The 23,891-nt window shown below is 57.9% G+C and carries 20 protein-coding genes and 1 tRNA gene; 18 read left to right on the forward strand and 3 right to left on the reverse strand.

Annotated features, from left to right (window positions below; all coding sequences use genetic code 11):
* The first annotated feature begins 172 nt into the window (after positions 1–172).
* From WNY39_RS15475 to WNY39_RS15490, 4 genes are read left to right on the forward strand one after another with little or no spacing between them, the layout of a single operon-like run.
* Positions 173–2,104, forward strand: coding sequence for an extracellular solute-binding protein (locus WNY39_RS15475; RefSeq protein WP_342846955.1), 1,932 nt, complete (start codon positions 173–175; stop codon positions 2,102–2,104).
* Between the two features lie 9 nt (positions 2,105–2,113).
* A complete protein-coding gene (locus WNY39_RS15480; RefSeq protein ID WP_342846957.1) occupies positions 2,114–3,202 on the forward strand; it encodes a microcin C ABC transporter permease YejB in 1,089 nt (362 codons plus the stop codon).
* Positions 3,203–3,206: 4 nt separating this feature from the next.
* Positions 3,207–4,313 carry an ABC transporter permease gene (locus WNY39_RS15485; RefSeq protein ID WP_342846958.1) on the forward strand — a complete coding sequence of 369 codons (1,107 nt, stop codon included), beginning with the start codon at positions 3,207–3,209 and terminating at the stop codon, positions 4,311–4,313.
* Entirely contained in the window at positions 4,310–5,920 is a 1,611-nt protein-coding gene (locus tag WNY39_RS15490) for an ABC transporter ATP-binding protein (protein WP_342846960.1), read from the forward strand. The genes WNY39_RS15485 and WNY39_RS15490 overlap by 4 nt, the downstream gene beginning before the upstream one ends.
* Before the next feature lie 22 nt (positions 5,921–5,942).
* Here the strand turns inward: WNY39_RS15490 and WNY39_RS15495 are convergent, their stop codons facing one another.
* Positions 5,943–7,406, reverse strand: coding sequence for a serine hydrolase (locus WNY39_RS15495; protein ID WP_341233718.1), 1,464 nt, complete (start codon positions 7,404–7,406; stop codon positions 5,943–5,945).
* 250 nt (positions 7,407–7,656) lie between these two features.
* The gene (locus tag WNY39_RS15500) at positions 7,657–8,349 is read right to left on the reverse strand and encodes an HAD family hydrolase (RefSeq protein WP_342846963.1); all 693 of its coding nucleotides are present in this window, start codon (positions 8,347–8,349) and stop codon (positions 7,657–7,659) included.
* Between the two features lie 92 nt (positions 8,350–8,441).
* Here WNY39_RS15500 and clpS point away from each other — a divergent pair, with 92 nt between their 5' ends.
* From clpS to hemF, 4 genes are read left to right on the forward strand one after another with little or no spacing between them, the layout of a single operon-like run.
* Complete coding sequence (gene clpS / locus WNY39_RS15505) at positions 8,442–8,783, forward strand: ATP-dependent Clp protease adapter ClpS (protein ID WP_342846965.1); 342 nt, start codon at positions 8,442–8,444, stop codon at positions 8,781–8,783.
* A gap of 3 nt (positions 8,784–8,786) precedes the next feature.
* Positions 8,787–9,779, forward strand: a complete 993-nt coding sequence (locus WNY39_RS15510) for a class I SAM-dependent methyltransferase (protein ID WP_342846966.1) — start codon at positions 8,787–8,789, stop codon at positions 9,777–9,779.
* Between the two features lie 31 nt (positions 9,780–9,810).
* Entirely contained in the window at positions 9,811–10,611 is an 801-nt protein-coding gene (locus WNY39_RS15515) for an SDR family oxidoreductase (protein ID WP_341233722.1), read from the forward strand.
* A gap of 24 nt (positions 10,612–10,635) precedes the next feature.
* Positions 10,636–11,529 (forward strand): oxygen-dependent coproporphyrinogen oxidase, encoded by an 894-nt coding sequence (hemF, locus tag WNY39_RS15520; protein WP_342846968.1) that lies wholly within the window; start codon positions 10,636–10,638, stop codon positions 11,527–11,529.
* Positions 11,530–11,616: 87 nt separating this feature from the next.
* On the opposite strand, the gene hemC is transcribed toward hemF, so the two are convergent.
* Positions 11,617–12,570, reverse strand: a complete 954-nt coding sequence (hemC, locus tag WNY39_RS15525) for a hydroxymethylbilane synthase (RefSeq protein WP_342846970.1) — start codon at positions 12,568–12,570, stop codon at positions 11,617–11,619.
* A 109-nt stretch (positions 12,571–12,679) separates the two neighbouring features.
* Between hemC and hemE the strand changes: the two genes are divergently transcribed.
* The 10 genes from hemE to boxC all read left to right on the forward strand — a co-directional run bounded on the left by hemE (position 12,680) and on the right by boxC (position 23,874).
* Complete coding sequence (gene hemE, locus WNY39_RS15530; RefSeq protein WP_342846972.1) at positions 12,680–13,729, forward strand: uroporphyrinogen decarboxylase; 1,050 nt, start codon at positions 12,680–12,682, stop codon at positions 13,727–13,729.
* Positions 13,730–13,791: 62 nt separating this feature from the next.
* A tRNA-Met gene (locus tag WNY39_RS15535) sits at positions 13,792–13,868 on the forward strand.
* A gap of 406 nt (positions 13,869–14,274) precedes the next feature.
* Positions 14,275–15,309, forward strand: coding sequence for a TRAP transporter substrate-binding protein (locus tag WNY39_RS15540; protein ID WP_341233726.1), 1,035 nt, complete (start codon positions 14,275–14,277; stop codon positions 15,307–15,309).
* Positions 15,310–15,393: 84 nt separating this feature from the next.
* On the forward strand, positions 15,394–15,975 hold the full coding sequence (locus WNY39_RS15545) for a TRAP transporter small permease (RefSeq protein ID WP_342846974.1): 582 nt from the start codon (positions 15,394–15,396) through the stop codon (positions 15,973–15,975).
* Between the two features lies 1 nt (position 15,976).
* On the forward strand, positions 15,977–17,296 hold the full coding sequence (locus WNY39_RS15550; RefSeq protein WP_342846976.1) for a TRAP transporter large permease: 1,320 nt from the start codon (positions 15,977–15,979) through the stop codon (positions 17,294–17,296).
* 78 nt (positions 17,297–17,374) lie between these two features.
* Positions 17,375–19,189: a feruloyl-CoA synthase gene (locus WNY39_RS15555; RefSeq protein WP_342846978.1), complete on the forward strand. Its 1,815-nt coding sequence runs from the start codon at positions 17,375–17,377 to the stop codon at positions 19,187–19,189.
* Positions 19,190–19,275: 86 nt separating this feature from the next.
* Entirely contained in the window at positions 19,276–20,820 is a 1,545-nt protein-coding gene (locus WNY39_RS15560) for a benzoate-CoA ligase family protein (RefSeq protein WP_342846980.1), read from the forward strand.
* A complete protein-coding gene (locus WNY39_RS15565) occupies positions 20,817–21,644 on the forward strand; it encodes an alpha/beta hydrolase (RefSeq protein ID WP_342846982.1) in 828 nt (275 codons plus the stop codon). Before WNY39_RS15560 ends, WNY39_RS15565 begins: the two co-directional genes overlap by 4 nt.
* A gap of 33 nt (positions 21,645–21,677) precedes the next feature.
* On the forward strand, positions 21,678–22,091 hold the full coding sequence (locus tag WNY39_RS15570; RefSeq protein ID WP_342846984.1) for a DUF309 domain-containing protein: 414 nt from the start codon (positions 21,678–21,680) through the stop codon (positions 22,089–22,091).
* A gap of 124 nt (positions 22,092–22,215) precedes the next feature.
* On the forward strand, positions 22,216–23,874 hold the full coding sequence (gene boxC, locus WNY39_RS15575) for a 2,3-epoxybenzoyl-CoA dihydrolase (RefSeq protein WP_342846986.1): 1,659 nt from the start codon (positions 22,216–22,218) through the stop codon (positions 23,872–23,874).
* Positions 23,875–23,891: the final 17 nt, after the last annotated feature.

Genomic DNA, 23,891 nt, shown 5'->3' on the forward strand with positions numbered 1-23,891 from the left:
TCTGTCGATCTGATTTTACGAAGGGCCGCCCCACCCGTGGGCGGCCTTTTGCGTTTTGCGGTCGCATTTCAGTGAGATAACATATTCGCAACTTGTATTCGGGCGCTTTGGGCCGTTAGCTTAAGCGCTAGGACGGCCCTGCCGATACGACATTTTGCAAAGGAACATCTTGATGCCCCGCACCCATGCCCGCGCTGCAATACGCGCACGCACTATGACATCTCAGCCGGTTTGGATGATGTTGCTGGCGTTGGGGATTATGTTGGTGGGCGTCGCGGCCTATGCCCAAGAGGGCAAGATTATCCGCAGCCACGGGTATTCATTTTACGGTGATCTGAAATATCCCGCCGATTACCCGCATTTCGACTATGTGAACCCCGATGCCCCCAAGGGCGGCGAGATTGCGATCTCGACCCTTGGGACGTTCGATTCGATGAACCCCTATTCGCGCAAAGGTCGCGGGGGCGCGTTAAGCAGCATTATGTACGAAAGCCTGCTGGGCGAAGGGACGGGCGGGGAGCAAGCCCCGGCGGATGTTTACGGCGAAAGCTATTGCCTGCTGTGCGAGAGCCTTGAGTACCCCGAAACCAAAGACTGGGTGATCTTTCACATGCGCAAGGATGCCAGGTTTTCGACGGGCGATCCGGTCACCGCGCATGACATCGTGTTCAGCCATAACCTGCTGTTGGATCAAGGCCTGAAATCCTATGGGGATGCGGTGCGCAAACGTATCCCCAAGGTCGAAGCGCTGGACGATTACACGGTTAAATTTCACTTTACCCCCGGTATTTCGCGCCGCAGCCTGATCAGCCAAGTGGGCGGTGTGCCCGCGTGGTCCAAGAAGTGGTTTGATGAAACCGGCGCGCGGCTGGACGAATCCCGGCTGATGACGTCGCCGGGGTCTGGCCCCTATACGGTCGAAACGGTCGATGTGAACCGTCGCATCGTCTATAAACGCAACCCCGATTACTGGGGCGCTGACCTGCCGTTCAACGTGGGCCGCAATAACTTTGATACGATTCGTGTCGAATATTTCGGTGATGAAAATTCCGCGTTCGAGGCGTTTAAAGCAGGCGAATACACCTTCCGCGCCGAGGGCAGTTCAAAGAAATGGGCGTCGGCCTATGATTTCCCAAAAGTTGCCGCCGGTCAGGTGGTCAAAGAGGAAATCCCCGATGGTGCCCCGCCCACACCCGCGGGGATTGTTTTCAACCTTGGCCGCGATGTGCTGAAGGACAAACGCGTCCGTCAGGCGATTGCCTTGGGCTATAACTTTGAATGGACAAATGAATCGCTGCAATTTGGGCTGTTCAAACCACGCGCGTCTTTCATCCAAGACACGCCTTTGATGGCCACCGGCAAGCCGCAGGGCATGGAGCTTGCCTTGCTTGAACAGCTTGGCGATGTGGTGCCCCCTGAGATGCTGACCGAAGATGCGGTTATGCCGCATAGCTCGGACGGGTCCCGCCTGCTGGATCGCCGCAATCTGCGCCGCGCGATGAAGCTGCTGGATGATGCCGGATGGGCCGTGGGGACAGACGGCAAACGCTATGACGCAAGCGGGCAACCGCTGCGCCTGAACTTTTTGATGGATTCTGCCGGGTCGCCCACGCTGTCGGCGATTGTCGAAAACTTTATGTCGAATTTGCAGAACATGGGCATCGATGCGGTGCTTGAGAGAGTCGACAGTTCGCAATTTACGGCTCGCCAACGGGATCGCGATTACGATCTGATTTACGATCAATATCCGACGTTTTTGGGCACCGGCACAGGCTTGGCCCAGTTTTTCGGATCAGAGGCGTCCAGCTATTCGGTGTTTAACCCCGCAGGTGTGGCCAGCCCGATGATCGACGCGATTATCGAGGTGTCCCTGGCGGCGCAAACTAAGGAAGAGGAAGACGCCAGCCTGATCGCGCTGGACCGTGCCTTGCGCTATGAGTTCTTCATGATCCCGACATGGTACAATGACAGCTTTTGGACGGCGTATTATGACCAGTATGAACACCCCGAAAACCAGCCTGCCTATGCCTTGGGCTATCTCGATTTCTGGTGGTACAATGCTGACAAAGCAGCGGCCTTGCGCGCCGCTGGTGCGCTGAGGTAAACGCCGCATATGGGCGCTTATATTCTTCGACGGCTATTGCTGATTATTCCCACTTTGATTGGGATTATGCTGATCAACTTTGCGCTGGTGCAGTTCGTGCCCGGCGGCCCGGTTGAGCAGGCAATCGCCCGTATCCAAGGCGGCGGTGACGTGTTCGAAGGGTTCTCGGGCGGTGGGAATGACGCGGGCAATGCGGATATTGCAGGCAGCACAGAAAACTATGTTGGTGCGCGCGGTTTGCCCCCTGAATTCATCGCCGAGCTTGAGAAAGAGTTCGGCTTTGACAAGCCCCCGGTCGAGCGGTTCCTGAGCATGATGTGGAACTATATGCGCTTTGATTTCGGAGAGAGCTATTTCAGGTCGATCAGTGTGATTGATCTGATCAAGGAAAAGCTGCCGGTGTCGATTACGCTGGGGCTGTGGTCGACGGTGATCGCCTATCTGGTGTCGATCCCGCTGGGTATTCGCAAGGCGGTCAAGGACGGCACGGCCTTTGACACGTGGACATCCGGCGCGATCATTGCGGCCTATGCGATCCCTGGGTTTTTGTTCGCGATTTTGCTGCTGGTGCTGTTTGCGGGCGGGTCATACTGGCAGATATTCCCGCTGCGGGGGCTGACATCGGACAATTTCGACCAGCTTAGCCCGCTGGCCAAGGTCGGCGATTATTTCTGGCACATCACCTTGCCAGTGTTGGCATCGACGATTTCTGCCTTTGCGACGCTGACCTTGCTGACGAAAAACAGCTTTCTGGACGAGATCAAAAAGCAATATGTGATGACGGCGCGGGCCAAGGGGTTGTCGGAACGCAAGGTGCTGTACGGCCATGTTTTCCGCAACGCGATGTTGATTGTGATCGCGGGTTTTCCGGCGGTGTTTATCGGTGTGTTCTTTGGCGGGTCGCTGATTATCGAGACGATATTCAGCCTTGATGGGCTGGGCCGTTTGGGGTTCGAGGCGGCAGTCGCGCGCGATTATCCCATCGTGTTTGGCACCTTGTTTATCTTTGGTCTGATCGGGCTGGTCGTCGGTATTCTGTCTGACCTGATGTATGTGTTCGTCGATCCGCGGATCGACTTTGAACGGCGCGAGGGGTGATCTGATGGCATTATCCCCCCTGAACCAGCGCCGCTGGCATAATTTCACCCGCAACCGCCGCGCCTATTGGAGCCTTTGGATTTTCGCGATTCTGTTCGGGATTTCGCTGTTTGCCGAGTTCGTGGCGAACGACAAGCCGATCTTGGTGAATTATCGCGGCGATTATTTCATGCCGATCTTTCAGTTTTATCCCGAAACGGCATTTGGCGGGGATTTCCAGACAGAGGCCGTGTATCGCGACCCCGAGGTGAAATGCCTGATCGCAACTGGCGGGCTGGTCGATTGTTTTGACGATCCCGATCAGTTGATCGAGGACGCCCAAGACGGTGAGATTGACGGCCACGCGATCGACAAAGGCTGGGCGATCTGGCCGCCGATCCCCTATTCGTTCAACACCGCCGTGGACCGGCCCGGTGCGGCCCCCTTGCCGCCCAATCGTCAGAACCTGCTGGGCACCGATGGCACCAAACGCGATGTGTTGGCGCGGGTCATTCACGGGTTCCGGCTGTCGATCCTGTTTACCTTGATCGTGACGGGGGCGGCATCGCTGATCGGTATTATCGCGGGTGCTGTTCAGGGCTTCTTTGGCGGCTGGACCGACCTGATCTTTCAACGGGTGATCGAGATATGGTCATCTACCCCGTCACTATATGTGATCATCATTATGTTCGCCATTTTGGGGCGCAGTTTCTGGCTGCTGGTGTTTTTGCTGGTGCTGTTCAGTTGGACGTCATTGGTCGGGGTCGTGCGGGCCGAATTCCTGCGCGCGCGGAACCTTGAATATGTGCGCGCGGCGCGGGCGCTTGGGGTGGGGAATGTGACGATCATGTTCCGCCACATGCTGCCCAACGCGATGGTGGCGCTGTTGACGATGCTGCCATTTATCATCACCGGCACCATCAGCACGCTGGCGATCCTTGATTTTCTGGGCTTTGGTTTGCCGTCCTCGGCCCCGTCACTGGGCGAGCTGACATTGCAGGCAAAACAGAATCTGCAAGCGCCGTGGCTGGCGTTTACGGCGTTCTTTACCTTTGCCATCATGCTGTCTTTGCTGATTTTTATCTTTGAAGGCATCCGTGATGCATTCGACCCAAGAAAGACATTCTCATGACTGGTGCGCCAACCATGACCGAGACTAAATCAGCCCTGTTAGAGGTCAAAGACCTGCGTGTGTCCTTTCGCCAAGAAGGGGCGTTAACGCAGGCTGTTAAAGGTGTCAGCTTTACCGTTGAACGGGGCGAGACTGTTGCCTTGGTCGGTGAATCCGGTTCGGGTAAATCCGTGTCGGCGCTAAGCACGGTGTCGCTGCTGGGTGACAGCGCCGAGGTGTCGGGGTCAGTCCTCTATGACGGGCAGCAGATGATCGGGGCGAGCGATGCCTTGCTGCGCAAAGTGCGTGGCAACGATATCAGCTTTATCTTTCAAGAGCCTATGACATCGTTGAACCCGCTGCACACGATTGAAAAGCAATTAGGGGAATCGCTGGCCCTGCATCAAGGTGTGGTCGGCACCGCCGCGCGGCAACGTATTATCGAGCTGTTGAACAAGGTCGGGATCAACGACGCGGAAAGCCGTTTGGGGGCCTATCCGCATCAATTGTCAGGCGGGCAGCGGCAGCGCGTGATGATCGCCATGGCGCTGGCCAACAAGCCCGATGTGCTGATCGCGGATGAACCGACGACGGCGCTGGATGTGACCATTCAGGCGCAGATTTTGGACCTGCTGAAAGAGCTGAAAGACAGCGAAGGCATGGGCCTGCTGTTCATCACCCATGACCTTGGGATTGTGCGCCGCATCGCCGACCGCGTTTGCGTCATGCAACATGGCGAGATTGTCGAGCAAGGCCCCACGGCCGAGATTTTCGACAACCCGCAACATCCCTATACGCAAAAGCTGCTGGGGGCGGAGCCATCGGGCCGTCCTGACCCCGTGCCAGAGGGTGCCGAGGTGATCGCAAGCACGGATCATCTGAAGGTGTGGTTTCCCATCCAGCAGGGTTTCCTGCGCAAGACCGTGGATCACGTGAAGGCGGTGAATGACGCCAGCCTGACGGTGCGTGCAGGTGAAACCGTTGGAATTGTGGGCGAATCCGGGTCAGGCAAGACCACGATGGCGCTGGCGATCATGCGTCTGATTGCGTCCGAGGGTGGCATAAACTTTGCCGGGCAAGACGTGCGCAAATGGTCGACGCGCGAATTGCGACGCCTGCGCAAAGACATGCAAATTGTGTTTCAGGACCCGTTTGGCAGCCTGTCGCCGCGGATGACCTGCATGCAGATCATCGCCGAAGGGTTGACCATTCACAACGTCGATCCCGACAGAAACCAACGGGAGCTGGTGCGCGATGTGATGGTCGAAGTGGGGTTGGATCCCGCCACGATGGACCGCTATCCGCACGAGTTTTCAGGCGGTCAGCGTCAACGCATAGCGATTGCACGTGCGATGGTTTTGCGCCCGCGTTTGCTGGTGTTGGACGAACCGACCTCGGCGCTGGACATGACTGTGCAGGTGCAGATCGTTGATCTGCTGCGCAATCTTCAGCGCAAATATGGGCTGGCCTATCTGTTCATCAGCCACGACCTGAAAGTCGTGCGTGCGATGTCGCATAAGGTGATCGTGATGAAGCGCGGGGATGTCGTTGAATATGGCGATGCCGATACGCTGTATGACAATCCGAAATCGGATTACACGCGCAGCTTGTTGCAGGCGACCACCTAAGAAATAGACGGTCGGTGCCCGTTTAGCCGGGGCCGATCATGAAACAGCTGACGTTGCGGGCGGCCAAGCGACGGCAGGCCAGATCGGCGGTTTCGCGGGTCATACCCAGAAAATTCGCGTCATAGCCTTGGGGGCGTTGGACCACTTTGCGCAATGTGCCGTCGAGCGTCGAAATCTCGGACAGGGCGGTTTTGACCAGAACGGTTTCGGCGGCATAGCGGCTGGGGAAACGACCCACATTGACGCCCCAGTGACGCCCGCCGGATGTCGAAACGCGTGTAACCACCTCTTGCTGTTGCGGTGGTGCCTTTTGGACCTGTGTCGGTGCAATGGATGCGATGAGCCCCGTTGGCCGCGCGGTGGGGCGGGGGGACACGGCGGCAAGGCTGGCGGATTGTACATCCTTGGCCGGGGCCGCTGCCACGGCTTGTTTGATCGCGGCATTGATGTCCTGCGCCAATAGGGGCGAGGTGGCGACCGGTGCCTCTGCCGTGGCGATGACCACGGCGTCGTTGGTGGTGGGGCGCAGGTGCGGGCGCTTGGACGTGGTGACTGCGCCAACCAGGCGAATGGTCTTGCCCGCGCCGCCGGAATTGTTGGCGACTGGCGTGTCTTCGATGTCGGCGTAAAGCGGCTTGGCGGGTTTGATAAGCGGCGCTTTGGACGGGGCGCGGCGGAAGCCAAGATCCATCAGTTCCGCAACTTTTGCGTTGCGTGCGGTGGTCGAGGTGCCGCCAAAGACGGTCACGATGATGCGTTCATTGCCGCGCTCTGCCGAGGCGGTCAGGTTAAAGCCCGCTGCGCGTGTGTAACCGGTTTTGATCCCGTCGGCACCTTTGTAGGACGCCAGAAAGCGGCGGTTGGTGTGGCTGACCTTGCGCACGCCGGCATCGGCGGTGATGCGGGAAAACAGGTTATAATATTCAGGGAAATCATACAGCAGGTGGCGGCCCATCGTGGTCATGTCACGCGCGGTGGACATGTGACCGGATTCCGTCAGGCCGTGGGCGTTTTTAAAGGTGGTGTTGGTCATGCCAAGCGCCTTGGCCGTGCGGTTCATGCGGCGGGCAAATTTGGCTTCGGAGCCGGAGATCGCTTCGCCGATGGCGGTGGCGGCATCGTTGGCCGATTTCACCGCAGCGCCGCGGATCAGATAGCGTAATGCAATGGTCTGGCCCGGCCGCATACCCAGTTTGCTGGGCGGTTCGGAGGCTGCGTGTTTGCTGATCTTAACCTTGGTATCGAGCGAAATCTCACCGCGCTTGATCGCGTCAAATGCGATGTAAAGTGTCATCATTTTTGTGAGGGAGGCCGGATGCAATCGCGTGTCGGCATTTCGGGAATGAAGAACCTCGTTGGTTCTGGCATCAATAACGTAAGCGGCGTAGGGGGCTGCCATGGCGCTAAGGGGTAGCACCACCAAAATCCAGATAGCCGCAAGAATGAATAGCCCATAACGGGCCGGCTGCACGCGCCGCGCTCTCATGATAACTGCCTTTGCTCTGCCTCGGACCGCCGATTTTTCGACTGGCCACTAATTATTAAGCTTAACGTACCACAGGTCGCATTTTCGATAAACCCTTTGAAATCAAGGATTACATGAAAAGGTGAATATTCTGTGAGCCACATCTAGCGGAAGCGATTCGGGCAACCACTAAAGATGCCATTGTGACGGCAATGTGGCGTTGATCGGCCGGAAATGATGCGAATCTTGCGGCGGTCTGTGGGCGCAAAAATCAGGTTAGAATTTGTTCCAATTCTGAGAGATCGGCGATTTGGCGGAACCGTTGCGCATGATCGGGGGCTTCCGCATGTTCAAGCGCCCAGGTTTGCCCGTGCGGCACATGGATGCCCCAGCCGCCCGCATCGACCATCGGGACCACGTCGGATTTCATCGAATTGCCGACCATCATGCCCCGTTCGGTGCCATCGCCAAACTGGTTGAAAATGCGCGTATAGGTCGCCGGGGTCTTGTCCGACACGATCTCGATCCCGTCGAACATATCGCGCAACCCCGAAAGCGCGAGTTTGCGTTCCTGATCCAAAAGATCGCCCTTGGTGATCAATACCAGTTTGTAGCGCCCTTGCAGCGCCTCGAGGGTTTCTTGGGCGTGGGGCAGTAGATCGACCGGATGAGACAGCATTTCGCGGCCCGCATCCAGAATTTCGGCGATGACGGATGAGGGGACTTTGCCATCCGTGACCTCGATCGCGGTTTCGATCATGGAAAGGGTGAACCCTTTGATCCCAAAACCATAATGCGGAATGTTGCGCCGTTCCGCGACAAGCAGGCGATCCATCAACGTATCGGGCGCGGTATGATCGCGCAGCAGGTCGGCAAAGTGGTCTTGGGTCAGGACGAAATAATGTTCGTTGTGCCAAAGCGTGTCATCGGCATCAAACCCGATCAGGGTGAGCGGCTTGGCCATCTTTCCAAGATCCTCTTTTATAATGTCTGTTTCAGGCTATATAGACGCTTACACGACTCACTTGAACCACTTCTCTCGCAGCAGGAGCAGCAATGCGCCTTGATGATATTATGATGGCCGGCAAGGGTCGCGACGACGAAGATGTCGATCTGCTGACCAAAGTCAAACCCAAGACCAAGCGGCCGCCGATGTATAAGGTGATGCTGCTGAACGATGATTTCACACCGATGGAATTTGTCGTCCACGTGCTTGAGCGTTTCTTTGGTCTGAACCATGCGCAAGCGTTCGAGATCATGCTGACGGTTCACAAAAAGGGTCTGGCGGTTGTGGGTGTGTTCAGCCACGAAATTGCTGAAACCAAAGTGGCGCAGGTCATGGACTTCGCCCGCAGACATCAGCACCCGCTGCAATGCACCATGGAAAAAGAAGAATAACACTTGATTGATGCACGTTTGCAGCTGGCGCTTGACGGCGGTGGCCTTGAATTACCGGATGAGGGGACGATTGCCGTCTTCCAGCCGCCCCGTGACAGTGATTTGCCCGGCCTTGATAAGGACCGCGTTCAGATCATTCAGGATTTCAAACCGGATTATGACGTTTGGGCGGCCCGCGGCTATAACGTGGTGCGCAGCTTTGAGGGCAGCTATGCCGCCTGCATCGTTTGTCTGCCCCGCGCCAAGGCCGAAGCCCGCGCGATGATCGCCGACGCTTGCGAGGCCTGCGATGGCATCGTGGTGATCGACGGCCAAAAGACCGACGGCGCTGACAGTATCCTGCGCGAGATGCGCAGCCGCGTGACCATTCACGGACCAATTTCCAAGGCGCATGGCAAACTGTTCTGGATCGCCGAACCCGCCGCAGAGTTTTTTGTGGATTGGAAGCAGGGACCTGAGCAAACCGATGGCGGTTTCTGGACCGCGCCGGGCGTGTTTTCGGCTGATGGGGTCGATTTGGCATCGGCGCTTTTGGTGGACGCATTGCCAGAAAAGCTGGGTGCCGAGGTTGCTGATCTGGGCGCGGGTTGGGGTTTTCTATCCGCGCATATTCTGACCCGGGAAAGCGTTCAAAAGCTTTATGTTGTCGAAGCAGGGCATATGGCGTTGGAATGTGCCCGCCGGAATGTCGGTGACGACCGCGCCGAATTCCTGTGGGAAGACGCCACGACGTGGGAGCCACCGCACCGTTTGGACGCGGTTGTGATGAACCCGCCATTTCACACCGGCCGCGCCGCCGAGCCGCAAATCGGTCAGGCCTTTGTCGCGGCAGCTGCGCGCATGTTGTCGCCGCAAGGCAAGCTGTGGATGGTCGCGAACCGTCATCTTCCTTATGAGGCCGAGCTGAAAACGCGCTTTGCCCATGTAGAAGAGATTGGCGGGGATGCGCGGTTCAAGCTGTTTCACGCAGCCCGGCCCCTGCGAAAACGTCGCTAAGCGCCCGTTGGCGGTATAAGGAACCAGTTTTATGTCATTTTCGATCAAAGGCAAAAACGTCATCGTGACAGGTGCTGCAAACGGGATCGGCCTTGCGATTGCGCGGCAGTTTGCTGACAAAGGTGCCAATGTCATGTGCGCCGATATGGATGAAAAGGCCCTGACCGAAGAGTTCGGCAATACCAAAGACGAGGGCAATATCCGCTTTTTTGCGGGGGATTTGCGCCAGCGTTTGACGATTGCCAATCTTGTGTCCGCAACCATTGATGCCTTTGACGAGGTTGATGTGCTGGTGAATGCCTCGCGGCAGTTTTTGCCGACGGATGCATTGAATAACGAAGACACCAGCGTTGAAACCCTGTGGCAGGAAAACGTGATGACCGCGTTGCAACTGACGCAGCAAGTATCGAAACGGATGATCAAGCAGGCCGAGGACCGCCCCGAGGGGGTGGTGGGGAGCATTATCAACCTCAGCTCGATCGCATCGCGGCACACGCGGCCCGAGCTGATGGCCTATTCGATGGCCGCCGCCGCGCTGGAGCAGATGACACGGTCGATGGCGCTGACGCTGGCCCCGCACCGGATCAGGGTGAATGCCGTTGCGTTCGGGTCGGTGATGAGCGGATCGTTGAAAGCGTCGGTCGCGGATAACCGCGAATGGCGTGATGATATTCGCAGCCACACGCCGTTGGGTCGGATCGCATCGCCATCCGAATTGACCGACACCATTCAGTTTCTCGCGACGGACAGTTCCAGCTTTATGACGGGCGAAGTGATCGTGGTGGACGGTGGGCGTTCGCTGCTGGACGCGGTGGATGCACCTGCGCACTGATCTGCGCGAACGAGGTAATAGAATATGACAGATAATTTCGAGGCTGAAAAAGCGCGCGCGGCCGCGTGGTTTCACGAACTACGCGACCAGATTGTCGACGCGTTCGAAGAGTTGGAAGCTGGCCATGATACCGGGCCATTGGCGGATGCGCCTGCTGGCCGGTTCGAGGTCGCAAAAACAACCCGCAGCAGCGACGACGGATCTGATGCCGGGGGCGGATTGATGAGCGTCATGCGCGGCGGTCGTGTGTTTGAAAAGGTCGGCGTCAATATCTCGACCGTTTATGGCACGCTGGGCGAGCGGGCGCAGGTCGCGATGGCCGCGCGCAAGGGCATTCCCGGCATGAAAGACGACCCGCGATTTTGGGCCTCTGGCATCAGTTTAGTGGCGCATATGCAAAACCCTCATGCTCCGGCGGTTCATATGAACACCCGCATGTTCTGGACACCGCATGCGTGGTGGTTTGGTGGCGGATCGGACCTGAACCCTTGTATCGAGTATGCTGAGGATACTGCGCATTTTCACGACCAGCAAAAAGCGCATTTGGATCCGCATGGTTTGGGATTGTACCCCAAGCTAAAGGAATGGGCCGACGAATATTTTTATATCCCGCACCGTAAGCGCGCGCGCGGTGTGGGCGGTATTTTCATGGATGATCATTGCACCGGCGATTGGGAAGCGGATTTCAAGCTGACCCAAGACATCGGTCGTGCGTTTCTGCCTGCCTATGTTCCCTTGGTCGAAAAGCGCAAAGCGCAAAGCTGGGATGATGCGGATAAGGATGCCCAGTTGGTGCATCGCGGGCTCTATGCCGAGTATAATCTTGTCTATGATCGCGGGACCAAATTCGGGCTTGAGACCGGGCATGATGCCAATGCCGTATTGATGAGCCTGCCGCCCCTCGCCAAATGGGTGTGATGCTCTGACAGCGGGCAGGGGGCCAGCCCCCGTCCTGCGGACTCCCCCGGGATTTTGGACCATTTGGAAATGGGATGCGGCGGGGGGTTATGTGCCCCCGTGCCAATCAAAGAAATGCGGGCCGGCTTGGGCGAGCAGTTCCTGGGCGAGGTCGACGCCCATTTGACCGCCATCCGAGATCGGGCCGCTGCGGGTGCCTTTGATGACTTCTGAACCGTCGGGGCGCAAGACTTCGCCGCGCAGGTGCAGGGTGTCACCGTCCAGTGTGGCAAGCCCTGCGATAGGGGTTTCGCAAGAGCCGTCCAGTGTGAGTAGGAAAGCGCGTTCTGCGGTCAGGCGTTGGCCTGTGGGGGTGTCGTGTATGGCGGAGAGCAGCGCCTCGGTCTCGGCGTCGCCAGCGCGACGTTCGATGCCAATCGCGCCTTGGGCGACTGCGGGCAGCATGTCGGTGTCGTTGATCGGGGTGGCGGGGACGTTTGCCATATCTAGACGGTTCAGCCCTGCCATGGCGAGGAAGGTACATTCAGCCACGCCATCGGCCAGCTTGCGCAGGCGGGTTTGTACGTTGCCGCGGAATTCGACGACCTGCAGATCGGGGCGCTTGTGCAGCAATTGCGCCCGGCGGCGCAGGCTGGAGGTGCCGACGACCGCGCCTTGGGTCAGTTGATCCAGCGCGGACATCTGGGGGGCGACAAAGGCGTCGCGGGGGTCTTCGCGGGGCAGGAACGTATCCAGCAACAGGCCGCCGGGTTGGATGGTCGGCATGTCTTTCATCGAATGCACCGCGATGTCGATCTTGCCCGCCAGCAGGTCTTCTTCGATTTCGCGGGTGAACAGGCCCTTGCCGCCGATTTCCTTGAGGGGGCGATCCTGGATCATATCGCCGGTGACCTTGATCACCACCACCTCGAACGCGGTCAGGGGCAGGTTAAACACCGAGGACAGCCGCGCACGGGTTTCATGGGCTTGGGCCATGGCGAGGGGCGAGCCACGGGTGCCGATGCGCAAAGGGTTCTGAGGGGTAGGCAGGGTCAGGGTCATGAAGTTCTCTTTGGGCCAAGTCAATTTTGTGCGACAATGCGGCACCCGCGCCTTGACTTCCAGCCCTCACATCTTGACCAAGGCAAAAGATTACCTGAGGAGCCGACACATGGCGCAGACAACAGCCCCAACCAAAACCATTTTGCGCGCTTTGGCGGGTGAAACGCTGGCGACACCGCCGATCTGGATGATGCGTCAGGCGGGGCGCTATCTGCCCGAGTATAAGGCCACCCGCGCCGAGGCGGGGGATTTCCTGTCGTTATGCTATAATCCTGATCTGGCGACCGAGGTGACTTTGCAGCCGATCCGGCGCTATGGATTTGATGCGGCGATCTTGTTTGCGGATATTTTGCTGGTGCCACAGGCGCTGGGGGCCGATCTGTGGTTTGTCACCGGCGAAGGGCCGCGCTTGTCCACGGTCACCACGCAGGCGGATTTTGACAAGCTGAAACCCGTTGATGTTATTCACGAGACGCTGAACCCCATCTATCAGACCGTGCGCAACCTTGCGGGGGCTTTGCCGCCTGAAACCACGTTGATCGGTTTTGCGGGCGCGCCATGGACTGTGGCGACCTATATGATTGCGGGGCAGGGGACCAAGGATCAGGGGCCCGCGCATCAGTTGCGGATCAATGACAACCCGTTGTTCGAATCGCTGCTGAACCTGATCACCAAGGCGACGATTGAATATATGTCGGCGCAGATCGAGGCGGGTGCCGAGGTCATGAAGATTTTTGACAGCTGGGCGGGATCGCTGTCGGGCGAGGCATTCCAGAAATACGCGTTGGAGCCTGCGCGCGAGATCACCCAAGAATTGAAGAAACGCCATCCGGGCATTCCGATCATCGGCTTCCCGCGCGAGGCGGGTGATCAATATATCGGCTTCCACAAGGCCACCGGTGTGGATTGCGTTGCGCTGGATAATTCGGTGTCTGCTGAATGGGCTGCGGCCAATGTTCAGGTGGATGGCTGCATTCAGGGCAACCTTGCGTCACGTCATATGGTCACCGGCGGGCAGGATTTGATCGATGAAACCCGCACCATCGTAAAGGCCTTTTCCAAGGGGCCGCATATCTTTAATTTGGGTCACGGCATCACGCCGGACGCCAATCCTGACAACGTTCAATTGATGATTGATACGGTTCGCGACGCAGGTTGATGACATTAGATTGGTTTTGGCCCTTGACGGGGGCCAAGGCCCGTCATATTCGAAGCGCCGATGGCGTTATAGCTCAGTTGGTTAGAGCGAACGACTCATAATCGTTAGGTCCCTGGTTCAAATCCAGGTAACGCCACCATCCCCCCACCTATATAACCCCGCTATGTGGCCCAAGAATTCGCCAGTTGTGTGAATTATTTTGCATTAGCGGGGCATTTCGTTTGACGGTTACAAAGTCAGGCGCGCTAAGTTGCACGAAAGTGCGAATTTGCCGGTGCGCAGAGACCAATGCGAGATCGTCCAAAAGAGTATCGAAAAGATAATGACAAATATTGTTAGATGGCCTAACAATATTCGTTAGGAAACGCTGCGTTCCCTGATCAAGCTGGGAACATGCGATTCAGGGGAGGGAAACGGATGCATGGAGGAGAGCATCACATCTGTGATTGCCGTGCATCTGTTGTTTGTCCCCCGTATTGAGCGACCCCACGGAAAGCCCGCATTAAAGTGGGCACCGTTACGACCAACGAATAGGGAGAGAAAACATGATGATGAGAAGAACCATACTGGGTGCCGCTGCGGCCGCACTTGCCGTTGGGATGAGTGCGACAGGTGCCTTGGCGCAAGACGTCACGCTGCGGATGCACCAGTTCCTGCCACCACAGGCCAACGTGCCAATGCAGGTGTTGGACGTTTGGGCCGATAAGGTTCAGGCAGACAGCGGCGACCGGATCAAGGTTGAACGTTATCCGTCCATGCAGCTTGGCGGTAAACCACCAGAGCTGATGGACCAAGCGATTGACGGCGTGGCCGACATCGTCTGGACCGTGGTCGGCTATACGCCGGGTCGTTATCCATCGACCGAGGTGTTTGAGCTGCCGTTCATGGTGAACGACGCACGCGCGGCCAGCTCTGCCTATTGGCAGATGTTTGAAAAGCACATGAAAGATGGCGAATTCAAAGATGTGCACATCTTGGGCACATGGGTGCATGGTCCCGGTCTGCTGCACACCAATAAAGAGGTGCGCACGCCTGCCGATATGCAAGGTTTGAAAATCCGCGGCGGATCACGTCTGGTGAACCAGCTGTTGGAAACGACTGGCGCGACGCCGGTTGGTATGCCAGTGCCCGCAATTCCCGAAGGCCTGTCCAAAGGAGTTATCGATGGCACAACCATCCCGTGGGAGGTTACGCCTGCGCTGAAAGTGTCAGAACTGGTCAAGAACCACACCGAGTTCGCGGGCTCTGCGCTGTATACGCTGACTTTTGTTCTGGCGATGAACAAAGACAAGTACGAAAGCCTGCCTGACGACCTGAAAAAGGTTATCGACGACAATTCCGGCCACGAATTCTCGGTTTTTGCAGGGGGGACGCAAGCGGATGCCGACGGCCCCGCGCGCGAAATCGCGGTGGGTCTGAACAACAACATCGTCACCCTGTCCGACGCGGAAACGCAGGTTTGGCGGGACGCGGCGCAGCCGATCTATGCCAGCTGGATCGCAGATATGGACAGCAAAGGCATCGACGGTCAGGCGCTGATCGACGAAGCCCGCAGCCTGATGGACGCCTACGGCAAGTAAGCTGACGACCATAGCCATGGCCTGCGGCGTATCAAACGCCGCAGGCCTTTCGCCATACAGATTACCCAACTTAAGAGATGTCACATGCATCGGCTGATACAATTTCTTGCCCGGTTTACCGCAGTTATCGGGGGGCTCGTCTTGGTCGTGCTGATCCTGATGACGACGCTTTCGATCATCGGGCGCACCGCGAACAAGGTGCTTCATAACGAGTTTTTCCAAACCCAGCTAAACGGTCTGTCACAAGCCCTGCTTGATCTAGGCGTCGGAGAGATCAACGGCAATTACGAACTGCTTGAGGCGGGTATTGCTTTCGCGATCTTCTCGTTTCTGCCGATTTGCCAGTTTTACGGGGCCCACGCGAGCGTTGATATCTTTACCTCGGTTCTGTCGCGGCGCGCCAACCGCTGGATCGCGGCCTTTTGGGAGCTGGTCCTGACAGCAGTAATTATCTTGATCGTCTGGCGGCTGTTCGAGGGGATGCAGCGGTATATCGGCAATGGCGAGACGACGTTGTTTTTACAATTCCCGGTCTGGTGGGCCTATGCCGCCAGCTTTGCGGCAGGCACGGTATCGTGCATCGTGGCGGCATATTGCGCCGGTGTGCGCGTGATCGAAGCAGCGACTGGCGAAAATATCCTACCCAGCGAACAAGGGGCGCATTGACGTGACCAATCTAGAACTGGGCTTTTGGTCCTTCCCTGTGCTTTTGTTGATGATCTTTTTGCGCGCGCCGATCGGGCTGGCGATGCTGCTGTGCGGATTTGGTGGCTGGTATTTCGCGATGGGCGGTAACCCGACCCCGCTGCTGGCCAAGCTGAAATCCGAGACCTACACGACGTTCTCAAGCTATTCGTTGTCGATCATTCCGATGTTTTTGCTGATGGGGCAATTTGCGACCCTGTCGGGCATGTCCACGGCACTGTTCAAGGCCGCCGAAAGCTTTCTGGGGCATCGCAGGGGCGGCGTTGCCATGGCGGCTGTCGGGGCTTGCGCCGGGTTCGGCGCGATCTGTGGGAGTTCGCTGGCAACGGCGGCAACCATGTCCAAGGTCGCCCTGCCTGAATTGCGCCGCTATGGCTATTCGGGGGGCTTTTCTACCGCGACGCTGGCGGCGGGCGGCACCTTGGGCATCCTGATCCCGCCCTCGGTCATCTTGGTGATCTATGCGATTTTGACGGAACAGAATATCGCCAAGCTTTTCCTTGCTGCATTCATTCCCGGCATTCTGGCGGCCCTTGGCTATATCATCACGATTTCCATTTATGTGCGCCTGAACCCGAATTCAGCGGGCACGCGCCCTGCGGTGCCTATGGCAGAGCGGTTCAAGGCCTTGGCAAACACATGGCCGGTTCTGGTGATCTTTTTCATCGTTGTGGGCGGTATCTATCTGGGCTGGTTCACCCCGACCGAAGGATCCGCCATCGGTGCAGCGGGCACGGGGCTGGCGGCGTTGCTGTCGGGAAGCTTGAACTGGTCCTTGCTGCGCGAAAGCCTGCTGGGCACTGCGAAAACCACCGGCATGATCTTCTTTATCGTGTTGGGGGCCGGGTTCTACAACGGCTTTCTGGCGCTGTCGGGCGTGCCGCAGTTCATGGCCGATTGGGTCGTGGGCCAAGGATACAGCCCGTGGTTCGTGTTGACGATCATCTTGGTATTCTACCTGATCTTTGGGTGCCTGATGGACAGCCTGTCGATGATCCTGCTGACCGTGCCGATTTTCTTTCCGGTGATTTCGGCGATGGATTTCGGGATGAGCACGGAACACCTGGCGATCTGGTTTGGTATCTTGGTGCTGATTGTTGTCGAGGTCGGGCTGATTACGCCGCCCGTGGGGATGAACCTGTTCATCATCAACTCGATGGACCGCGAAACGCCCATGACCGAAACCTATAAGGCTGTGATGTATTTCGTGGGGTCCGACATCGTCCGCGTGATTATTCTGGTGATGTTCCCCGCGATCACATTGTTCCTATTGCCGGGCTAGCCGGGCCTTTGGCCCCTCACTCCGGCAGTCGAAAATAGTAAATGGCTCTGCCCGACGTGCGGCGGACAAGGAGAAATCATGACGAATAGCGCCAATCTGCTGCCGCATAAGGTGACCAGAACGGACCGCCCTGATGGGACGATCATACTGGAATCCGGCTATGATCTGGGGCCCGTGGCCCGCTGTACGGGTGATTGGTTGCATACATGGGCAGCGGCGGAACCGGACCGGGTGTTTCTGGCAGAGCGGTCGGGCGCTGGCTGGCGCACGGTCACCTATTCACAAGCGTTGGAAATGGTGCGGGCCATTGCGGGGCATCTTTTGTCGCGTGATCTGGGGCCGGAAAAACCCATTTTGATTATTTCGGGCAATAGCGTCGATCACGGGTTACTGTCGCTTGCGGCGCAATATGTGGGTGTGCCGACGGTGCCTGTGGCCGAGCAGTATTCCCTGATCCCTGCCGCCCTGCCACGGCTGGATTACGTGGCCAAACTGGTGAAGCCCGGCATGGTCTATGCGTCGGACGGCGGCACCTATTCCTGCGCTTTCGGGTTGGACAGCCTTGCGGGCGTGGAAAAACTATCCTCGGCCCCCGGTGACACAGGGGCCACGGATTTCAACAGTTTCCTGACGCCAAGCGGGGCAGATGTGGATGCGGCATTCGCCAAGATCACACCGGATACATTGGCGAAAATTCTGATGACCTCGGGGTCGACCTCTGATCCCAAGGGGGTGTTGACCACGCAAAAGATGATGACCACGAACCAAGCGCAATTGGCCCAAGCCTTGCCCTTCGTGGCGGCCCGCCCCCCGCAACTGGTGGATTGGCTGCCGTGGAACCACGTTTTTGGCGGGTCGCATAACTTTAACCTGATGCTGGCAAACGGCGGCAGTCTGTACATCGACGAAGGCAAACCCGCCGCTGGGATGTTCGACAAAACCCTTGCCAACCTGCGCGAGATTTCAGGCACGATCAGTTTTAACGTGCCGGTCGGGTTCGCCCAATTGGTCACAGCGCTGAAGGCCGATAAGCAACTGCGCGAACGCTATTTTGCGCAGCTGGATATGATCTTTTACGCGGGGGCGTCGCTGCCGCAGGCGACATGGGCTGAACTGGAACGCCTTGCCATGGAGACGCGTGGCAAGCTGCCGTTGATTAATTCATCTTGGGGGCTGACAGAAACCGCGCCAGCCGCGTTGTTGCAGCATGAACCGGCAAAGGGTGCGGGTATCGTGGGCGTGCCGCTGCCCGGTGTGACGGTGAAACTGATCCCGGACGCCGACGGGCGCTGCGATGTGCGCGTGGCCGGGCCGACGATCACCAAGGGCTATCACGACAACCCCGAAAAATCTGCCGAGGCTTTTGACGAAGAAGGGTTCTTTGTCACTGGTGACGCGATGCGGTTGGTCGACCCGAATGACCCTGCGCGCGGGCTGATGTTTGACGGGCGCATGTCCGAAGATTTCAAGCTGATGACCGGCACTTGGGTGCGCGCGGCGCAGTTGCGGTTGGACCTGCTCGCCGCGCTAGCGCCCTATGTGTCGGATCTGGTGCTGACCGGTCAGGGCCGCGAGGAAGTGGGTATGTTGCTGGTGCCAAACCACGCCACGATCAAGGCAGAGGGGTGGCAGGTGTCGGATGATGCCGGCGCAATGATTTGCCCGCCGCTGATGGAGAAAATCGGCGGAGTTATGAAAGAGCTGGCCGCCAAAACGACTGGCAGCGCGTCGCGTGTGACCGGTGCTGTTATCCTGACCGATCTGCCGTCTATGGGCGACGGAGAGGTCACCGCCAAGGGCAATCTGAACTTTCCCAAGATGCTGATGCGTCGTGCCGATTTGGTCGCCCGGATTTATGACACTGCGGACGGGGCCCGCATATCGGCGGATTAATGCAATAAATTGCCCATATAAGCGAGTTATCTTGCGGCGGCATTTTGTAAATGCACAATAAAGCATCGACGTTTGGGAGGACCGAGATGACCGCTGCCAACACAATAGCTAATGCAGTCACATATTTCGTCGACCGTCACACAGAAGAAGGACGTGAGGACAAGGTCGCATATCGGGAAATTGGCCGTGGCCGGACATTAACCTACGGGGACATGGCCGCGGGCGCGGCACAAGTGGCGGGGGCCTTGGCGCGTGCCGACATCCGCCCCGAAGAACGCGCCGCGGTACTGGTGCTGGACCAGATCGAATTTCCGCAGATTTTCTGGGGTGCCATCAAATGCGGTGTCATTCCGGTGCCGATTAACACGCTTTTGTCGGCGGCCGTCTATGACGCGATCCTGCGGGATGCGCGGGCTGCGATCCTTTTCGTGTCGGCTGAGCTGTGGGACGTCGCCAAACAGGCGGTCGCGGGCAATCCCTATTTGCGGCATGTGGTTGTGATCGGTGATCCGGTCGACGGGACCACCAGTTTTGACGATTTTTTATCGGGCGCAGAGCCGCGCGAGACCTTGCCGGTCAGTCCGGACGAGGTTGCGTTCTGGCTGTATTCTTCGGGATCGACTGGCCAGCCGAAAGGCGTGGCACATGTGCATTCATCCTTGCGGGCGACATCTGACACTTATGGCAAACAGGTGCTTGAGATCGCCGAGGATGATGTTGTGTTTTCGGCGGCCAAGTTCTTTTTCGCCTATGGGCTGGGCAATGCCATGTCGTTTCCGCTGTCTGTCGGGGCAACCACCTTGCTGCTTGCAGGGCGCCCGACGCCTGATGGTGTGGTGGATATTCTGAACACGGAAAAGCCAACAGTGTTTTGCGGTGTGCCGACGCTGTATGCCGCGATGGTCGCGCATATGGACGGTGCGGGCGGTCTGACAGCCCCGCTGCGCAGCTGCATTTCGGCGGGTGAAGCGTTGCCAGAAGAAGTGGGGCTGAGATGGGAGAAACATGTTGGCACCTGCATCCTTGACGGGGTCGGGTCGACTGAAATGCTCCATATTTTTCTAAGCAATCGCAAGGATGATCTGGTTTATGGCACGTCGGGTGTTGCGGTGCCCGGCTACACGCTGCGTCTGGTGGACGAGACGGGCGAAGACGTGCTGCCCGGCGGCGTGGGGGAGTTGTTGGTGAACGGGGCCTCGGCCGCGAATTCATATTGGAACCAGCGCGACAAATCCCGCAGCACGTTTGAAGGGGTCTGGACCCGCACGGGCGACAAATACGAGCTGGGGGAAGATGGCCGGCTGACCTACTGCGGACGTACGGATGACATGTTCAAAGTCTCGGGCATCTGGCTGTCGCCGTTCGAGGTTGAAGGCGCGCTGGTCAGCCATCCGCGCGTGTTAGAGGCCGCTGTCGTTGCCGCCGAAGACGCGGACGGGCTTGAGAAACCCAAAGCCTTTGTCGTGCTGAAAGAGGGCAGCGCCGATGACGCTCTGCTGGCCGAGCTGAAAAGCCACGTCAAAGAAAAGATCGGCAAATGGAAATATCCCCGCTGGATCGAGGTGGTCAACGACCTGCCCAAAACGTCGACGGGCAAAATACAACGTTTCAAATTACGAGAGGAAGCATGATGGGTGTGACATGGGCAAACGAGGCTGGGCAGCGGCTGACGGCGGGCGGTAAATCTCTGGAATACGCCGCATGGGGGCCCAAGCCTGCGGATGCGCCAACGCTTGTGCTGCTGCATGAAGGGTTGGGCAGTGTCGCGCTTTGGCGCGATTTTCCGCAGGCGTTGGTCGATGCCACTGGCTTTGGTGTGCTGGCCTATTCACGGGCGGGCTATGGGGCGTCTGATCCGGTCGATCTGCCGCGCCCGCTGGATTACATGACCCGCGAGGCCGAACAATCCCTTGGCGATGTGCTGGACGCGGCCGGCGTCGAGCACGCGATTTTGCTGGGCCATTCCGATGGTGCGACGATTGCCACGATCTATGCCGGGTCGGTGTCAGACATGCGCATCCGGTCGCTGATCCTGATGGCCCCGCATTTCTTTACCGAACCGGGCGGGTTGGGGGCGATCAGATCGGCTGGCGACGCCTATAACAATGGCGACCTTAAGGAGAAGCTGGCCAAGTATCACAGCAACGTCGATGTCGCGTTTCGGGGCTGGCACGACGCCTGGACCGATCCGAAGTTCGAGGCATGGAATGTCGGCGACAGCATCGACCATCTGCGCATTCCGGTTCTGGCCATTCAGGGGCGTGATGACCCTTATGGCACGTTGGCGCAGATCGAAGAGATCGAGACGCGGATATATTCCCCCGTTGAAACGGCTATTTTGGACAATTGTGGCCATGCCCCGCACATGGACCAACCCCATGCCACCTTGGATGCGATCCGCGAATTTTGCGCCCGGCTGGACCGGATCGAGCGTGAAATCGTTCAGGTCGCTTAAGGGGTGGGCGTTTCGGTCCCTCCGCATGCACATGTGCCGGGCCTGAACGCGCGCCATCCCGAGGATTGGTTCGATCACATCAAGGCAAGTGTGACCGAGGAGACGCCGATTGAGCTGCTGGGCCAGACCGAGGCATGGCAGGTTGGGCTGTCCTATTTCCATGACGGGTATTTCTGGGAATGCCACGAGGTTCTTGAGGCGGTTTGGATGCGTGCGCCCGATCCGTCGCCGGAACGGGCCTTGATCCAAGCGATGATCCAACTGGCCAATGCGCGGTTGAAAATCCGGATGGGAAAACCGAACGCGGCCCGCAGGCTATGCGCCATGGTGGATGATCTTTTGCAGCAGTGCGGGGCGGCTGAAACGATTCTGGGCCTTAGGCTGAGCGATATTGAGGCTTGGGTTCATGAGACCCGAGATCAGATTGAAGTGCGATATGATGCATAAATATGGCATATATTTAGAATGAATCCAGAAATATATGGCAGTATCCTGCCATATTGCGCATCTATCTAACAAACAGCCGGTACTGTGATGCAGCATATCACCGGACCACGAGGGGGGACTGCCTGTGACCAAGATTATCGATTTCCAAACTGATCCGTCAAAATACCGTCATTGGAAGATCGAATATGATGGTCCCGTCGCGAACCTTTATATGGACGTCGATGAAAAGGGCGGGCTGTTTGAAGGCTATGAGCTGAAGCTGAATTCCTATGATCTGGGCGTAGATATTGAACTGGCAGACGTCGTGCAGCGGATGCGGTTTGAGCATCCGGAGGTCAAAGTCGTGGTGATGAAGTCGGCCAAGGACAAGGTGTTTTGCGCTGGTGCAAACATCCGGATGCTGGGCGGCGCTGCGCATAGCCACAAGGTCAACTTTTGTAAGTTCACCAACGAGACACGTAATACCTACGAGGCAGCGCTGGCCGACAGTGGTCAGAACTATATCTGCGCAGTCAAAGGGGCCTGCGCGGGTGGCGGGTATGAGTTGGCGTTGGCGTGTAATCACATCATGCTCACAGACGACAGCACGTCCTCGGTTGCTTTGCCAGAAGTTCCTCTGCTGGCGGTTTTGCCTGGCACAGGCGGCCTGACCCGCGTCACCGACAAGCGCATGGTCCGCCGCGACCGCGCCGATGTGTTCTGCTCGATCGAGGAAGGAGTGAAAGGCAAGCGCGCCAAGGAATGGCGTTTGGTCGACGAGGTGATCCCCAACTCGAAATTCGATGAAGCGGTGGTTGAGCGCGCCCGCGAAATGGCCGCCAGTTCAACCAAGGTAGACGTGGCGCAGGGTATCGAGCTGACACCCCTAGAACGGAGTTTCACGGCAGATGGCATCACCTATTCCACCGTCGAAGTGCTGCTGAACCGCGGTGCAAAACGCGCGACGGTGACAATAAAGGGGCCGGATGTGGCTGCCCCTGCCGATATGGATGCGCTGACGGCCCAAGGTGCAGACGCGTGGATTTTGCGCTGTGCACGTGAATTGGACGACGCGATCCTGCACCTGCGCAACAATGAAAAGGAATTGGGCTTGATTGAGTTCCAGACCCAAGGCGACCCGGAGCTTGTCGTCGCCCACGAAGCGCTGTTGCTGGCCAACAAGGACCACTGGCTGGCCAATGAAATCCTGCAATATTGGAAGCGCGTGTTGAAGCGGGTCGATATGACCTCGCGCAGTTTGGTCGCGATTGTCGAACATGGATCGTGCTTTGCTGGCCCCTTGGCCGAACTGCTGTGGGCAGTGGATCGCAGCTATATGATGCTTGAGGAATTTGACGGCGATAACCGGCCCCTTGCGACGGTGACCCTGACCGATGGCAATTTCGGCACCTATAAAATGGGCAACGACCTGACCCGGCTTGAAACGCGGTTCCTGGGCACGCCCGAGGATATCGCGACGCTTGAGGGCCTAAAGGGGCAGCCGCTTGAGGCTGATGCCGCCGACGAGGCTGGATTGGTCACCTACGTCTATGACGACATCGATTGGGAGGATGAGGTGCGCCTGTTCATGGAGGAGCGCGCCAGCTTTAGCCCAGATGCCATGACGGGGATGGAGGCGAACCTGCGCTTTGCTGGACCCGAAACCATGGAGACCCGCATATTTGGTCGCCTCACCGCATGGCAAAACTGGATATTCCAACGCCCCAACGCCGTTGGCCCGGATGGCGCGCTGCAACGCTACGGCACAGGCGTGCGCGGTGAATACAATATGGAACGTGTGTAACGGGCGCGGATTTTTTC

Source organism: Sulfitobacter sp. AS59 (assembly GCF_038899995.1).
Classification (GTDB): domain Bacteria; phylum Pseudomonadota; class Alphaproteobacteria; order Rhodobacterales; family Rhodobacteraceae; genus Sulfitobacter.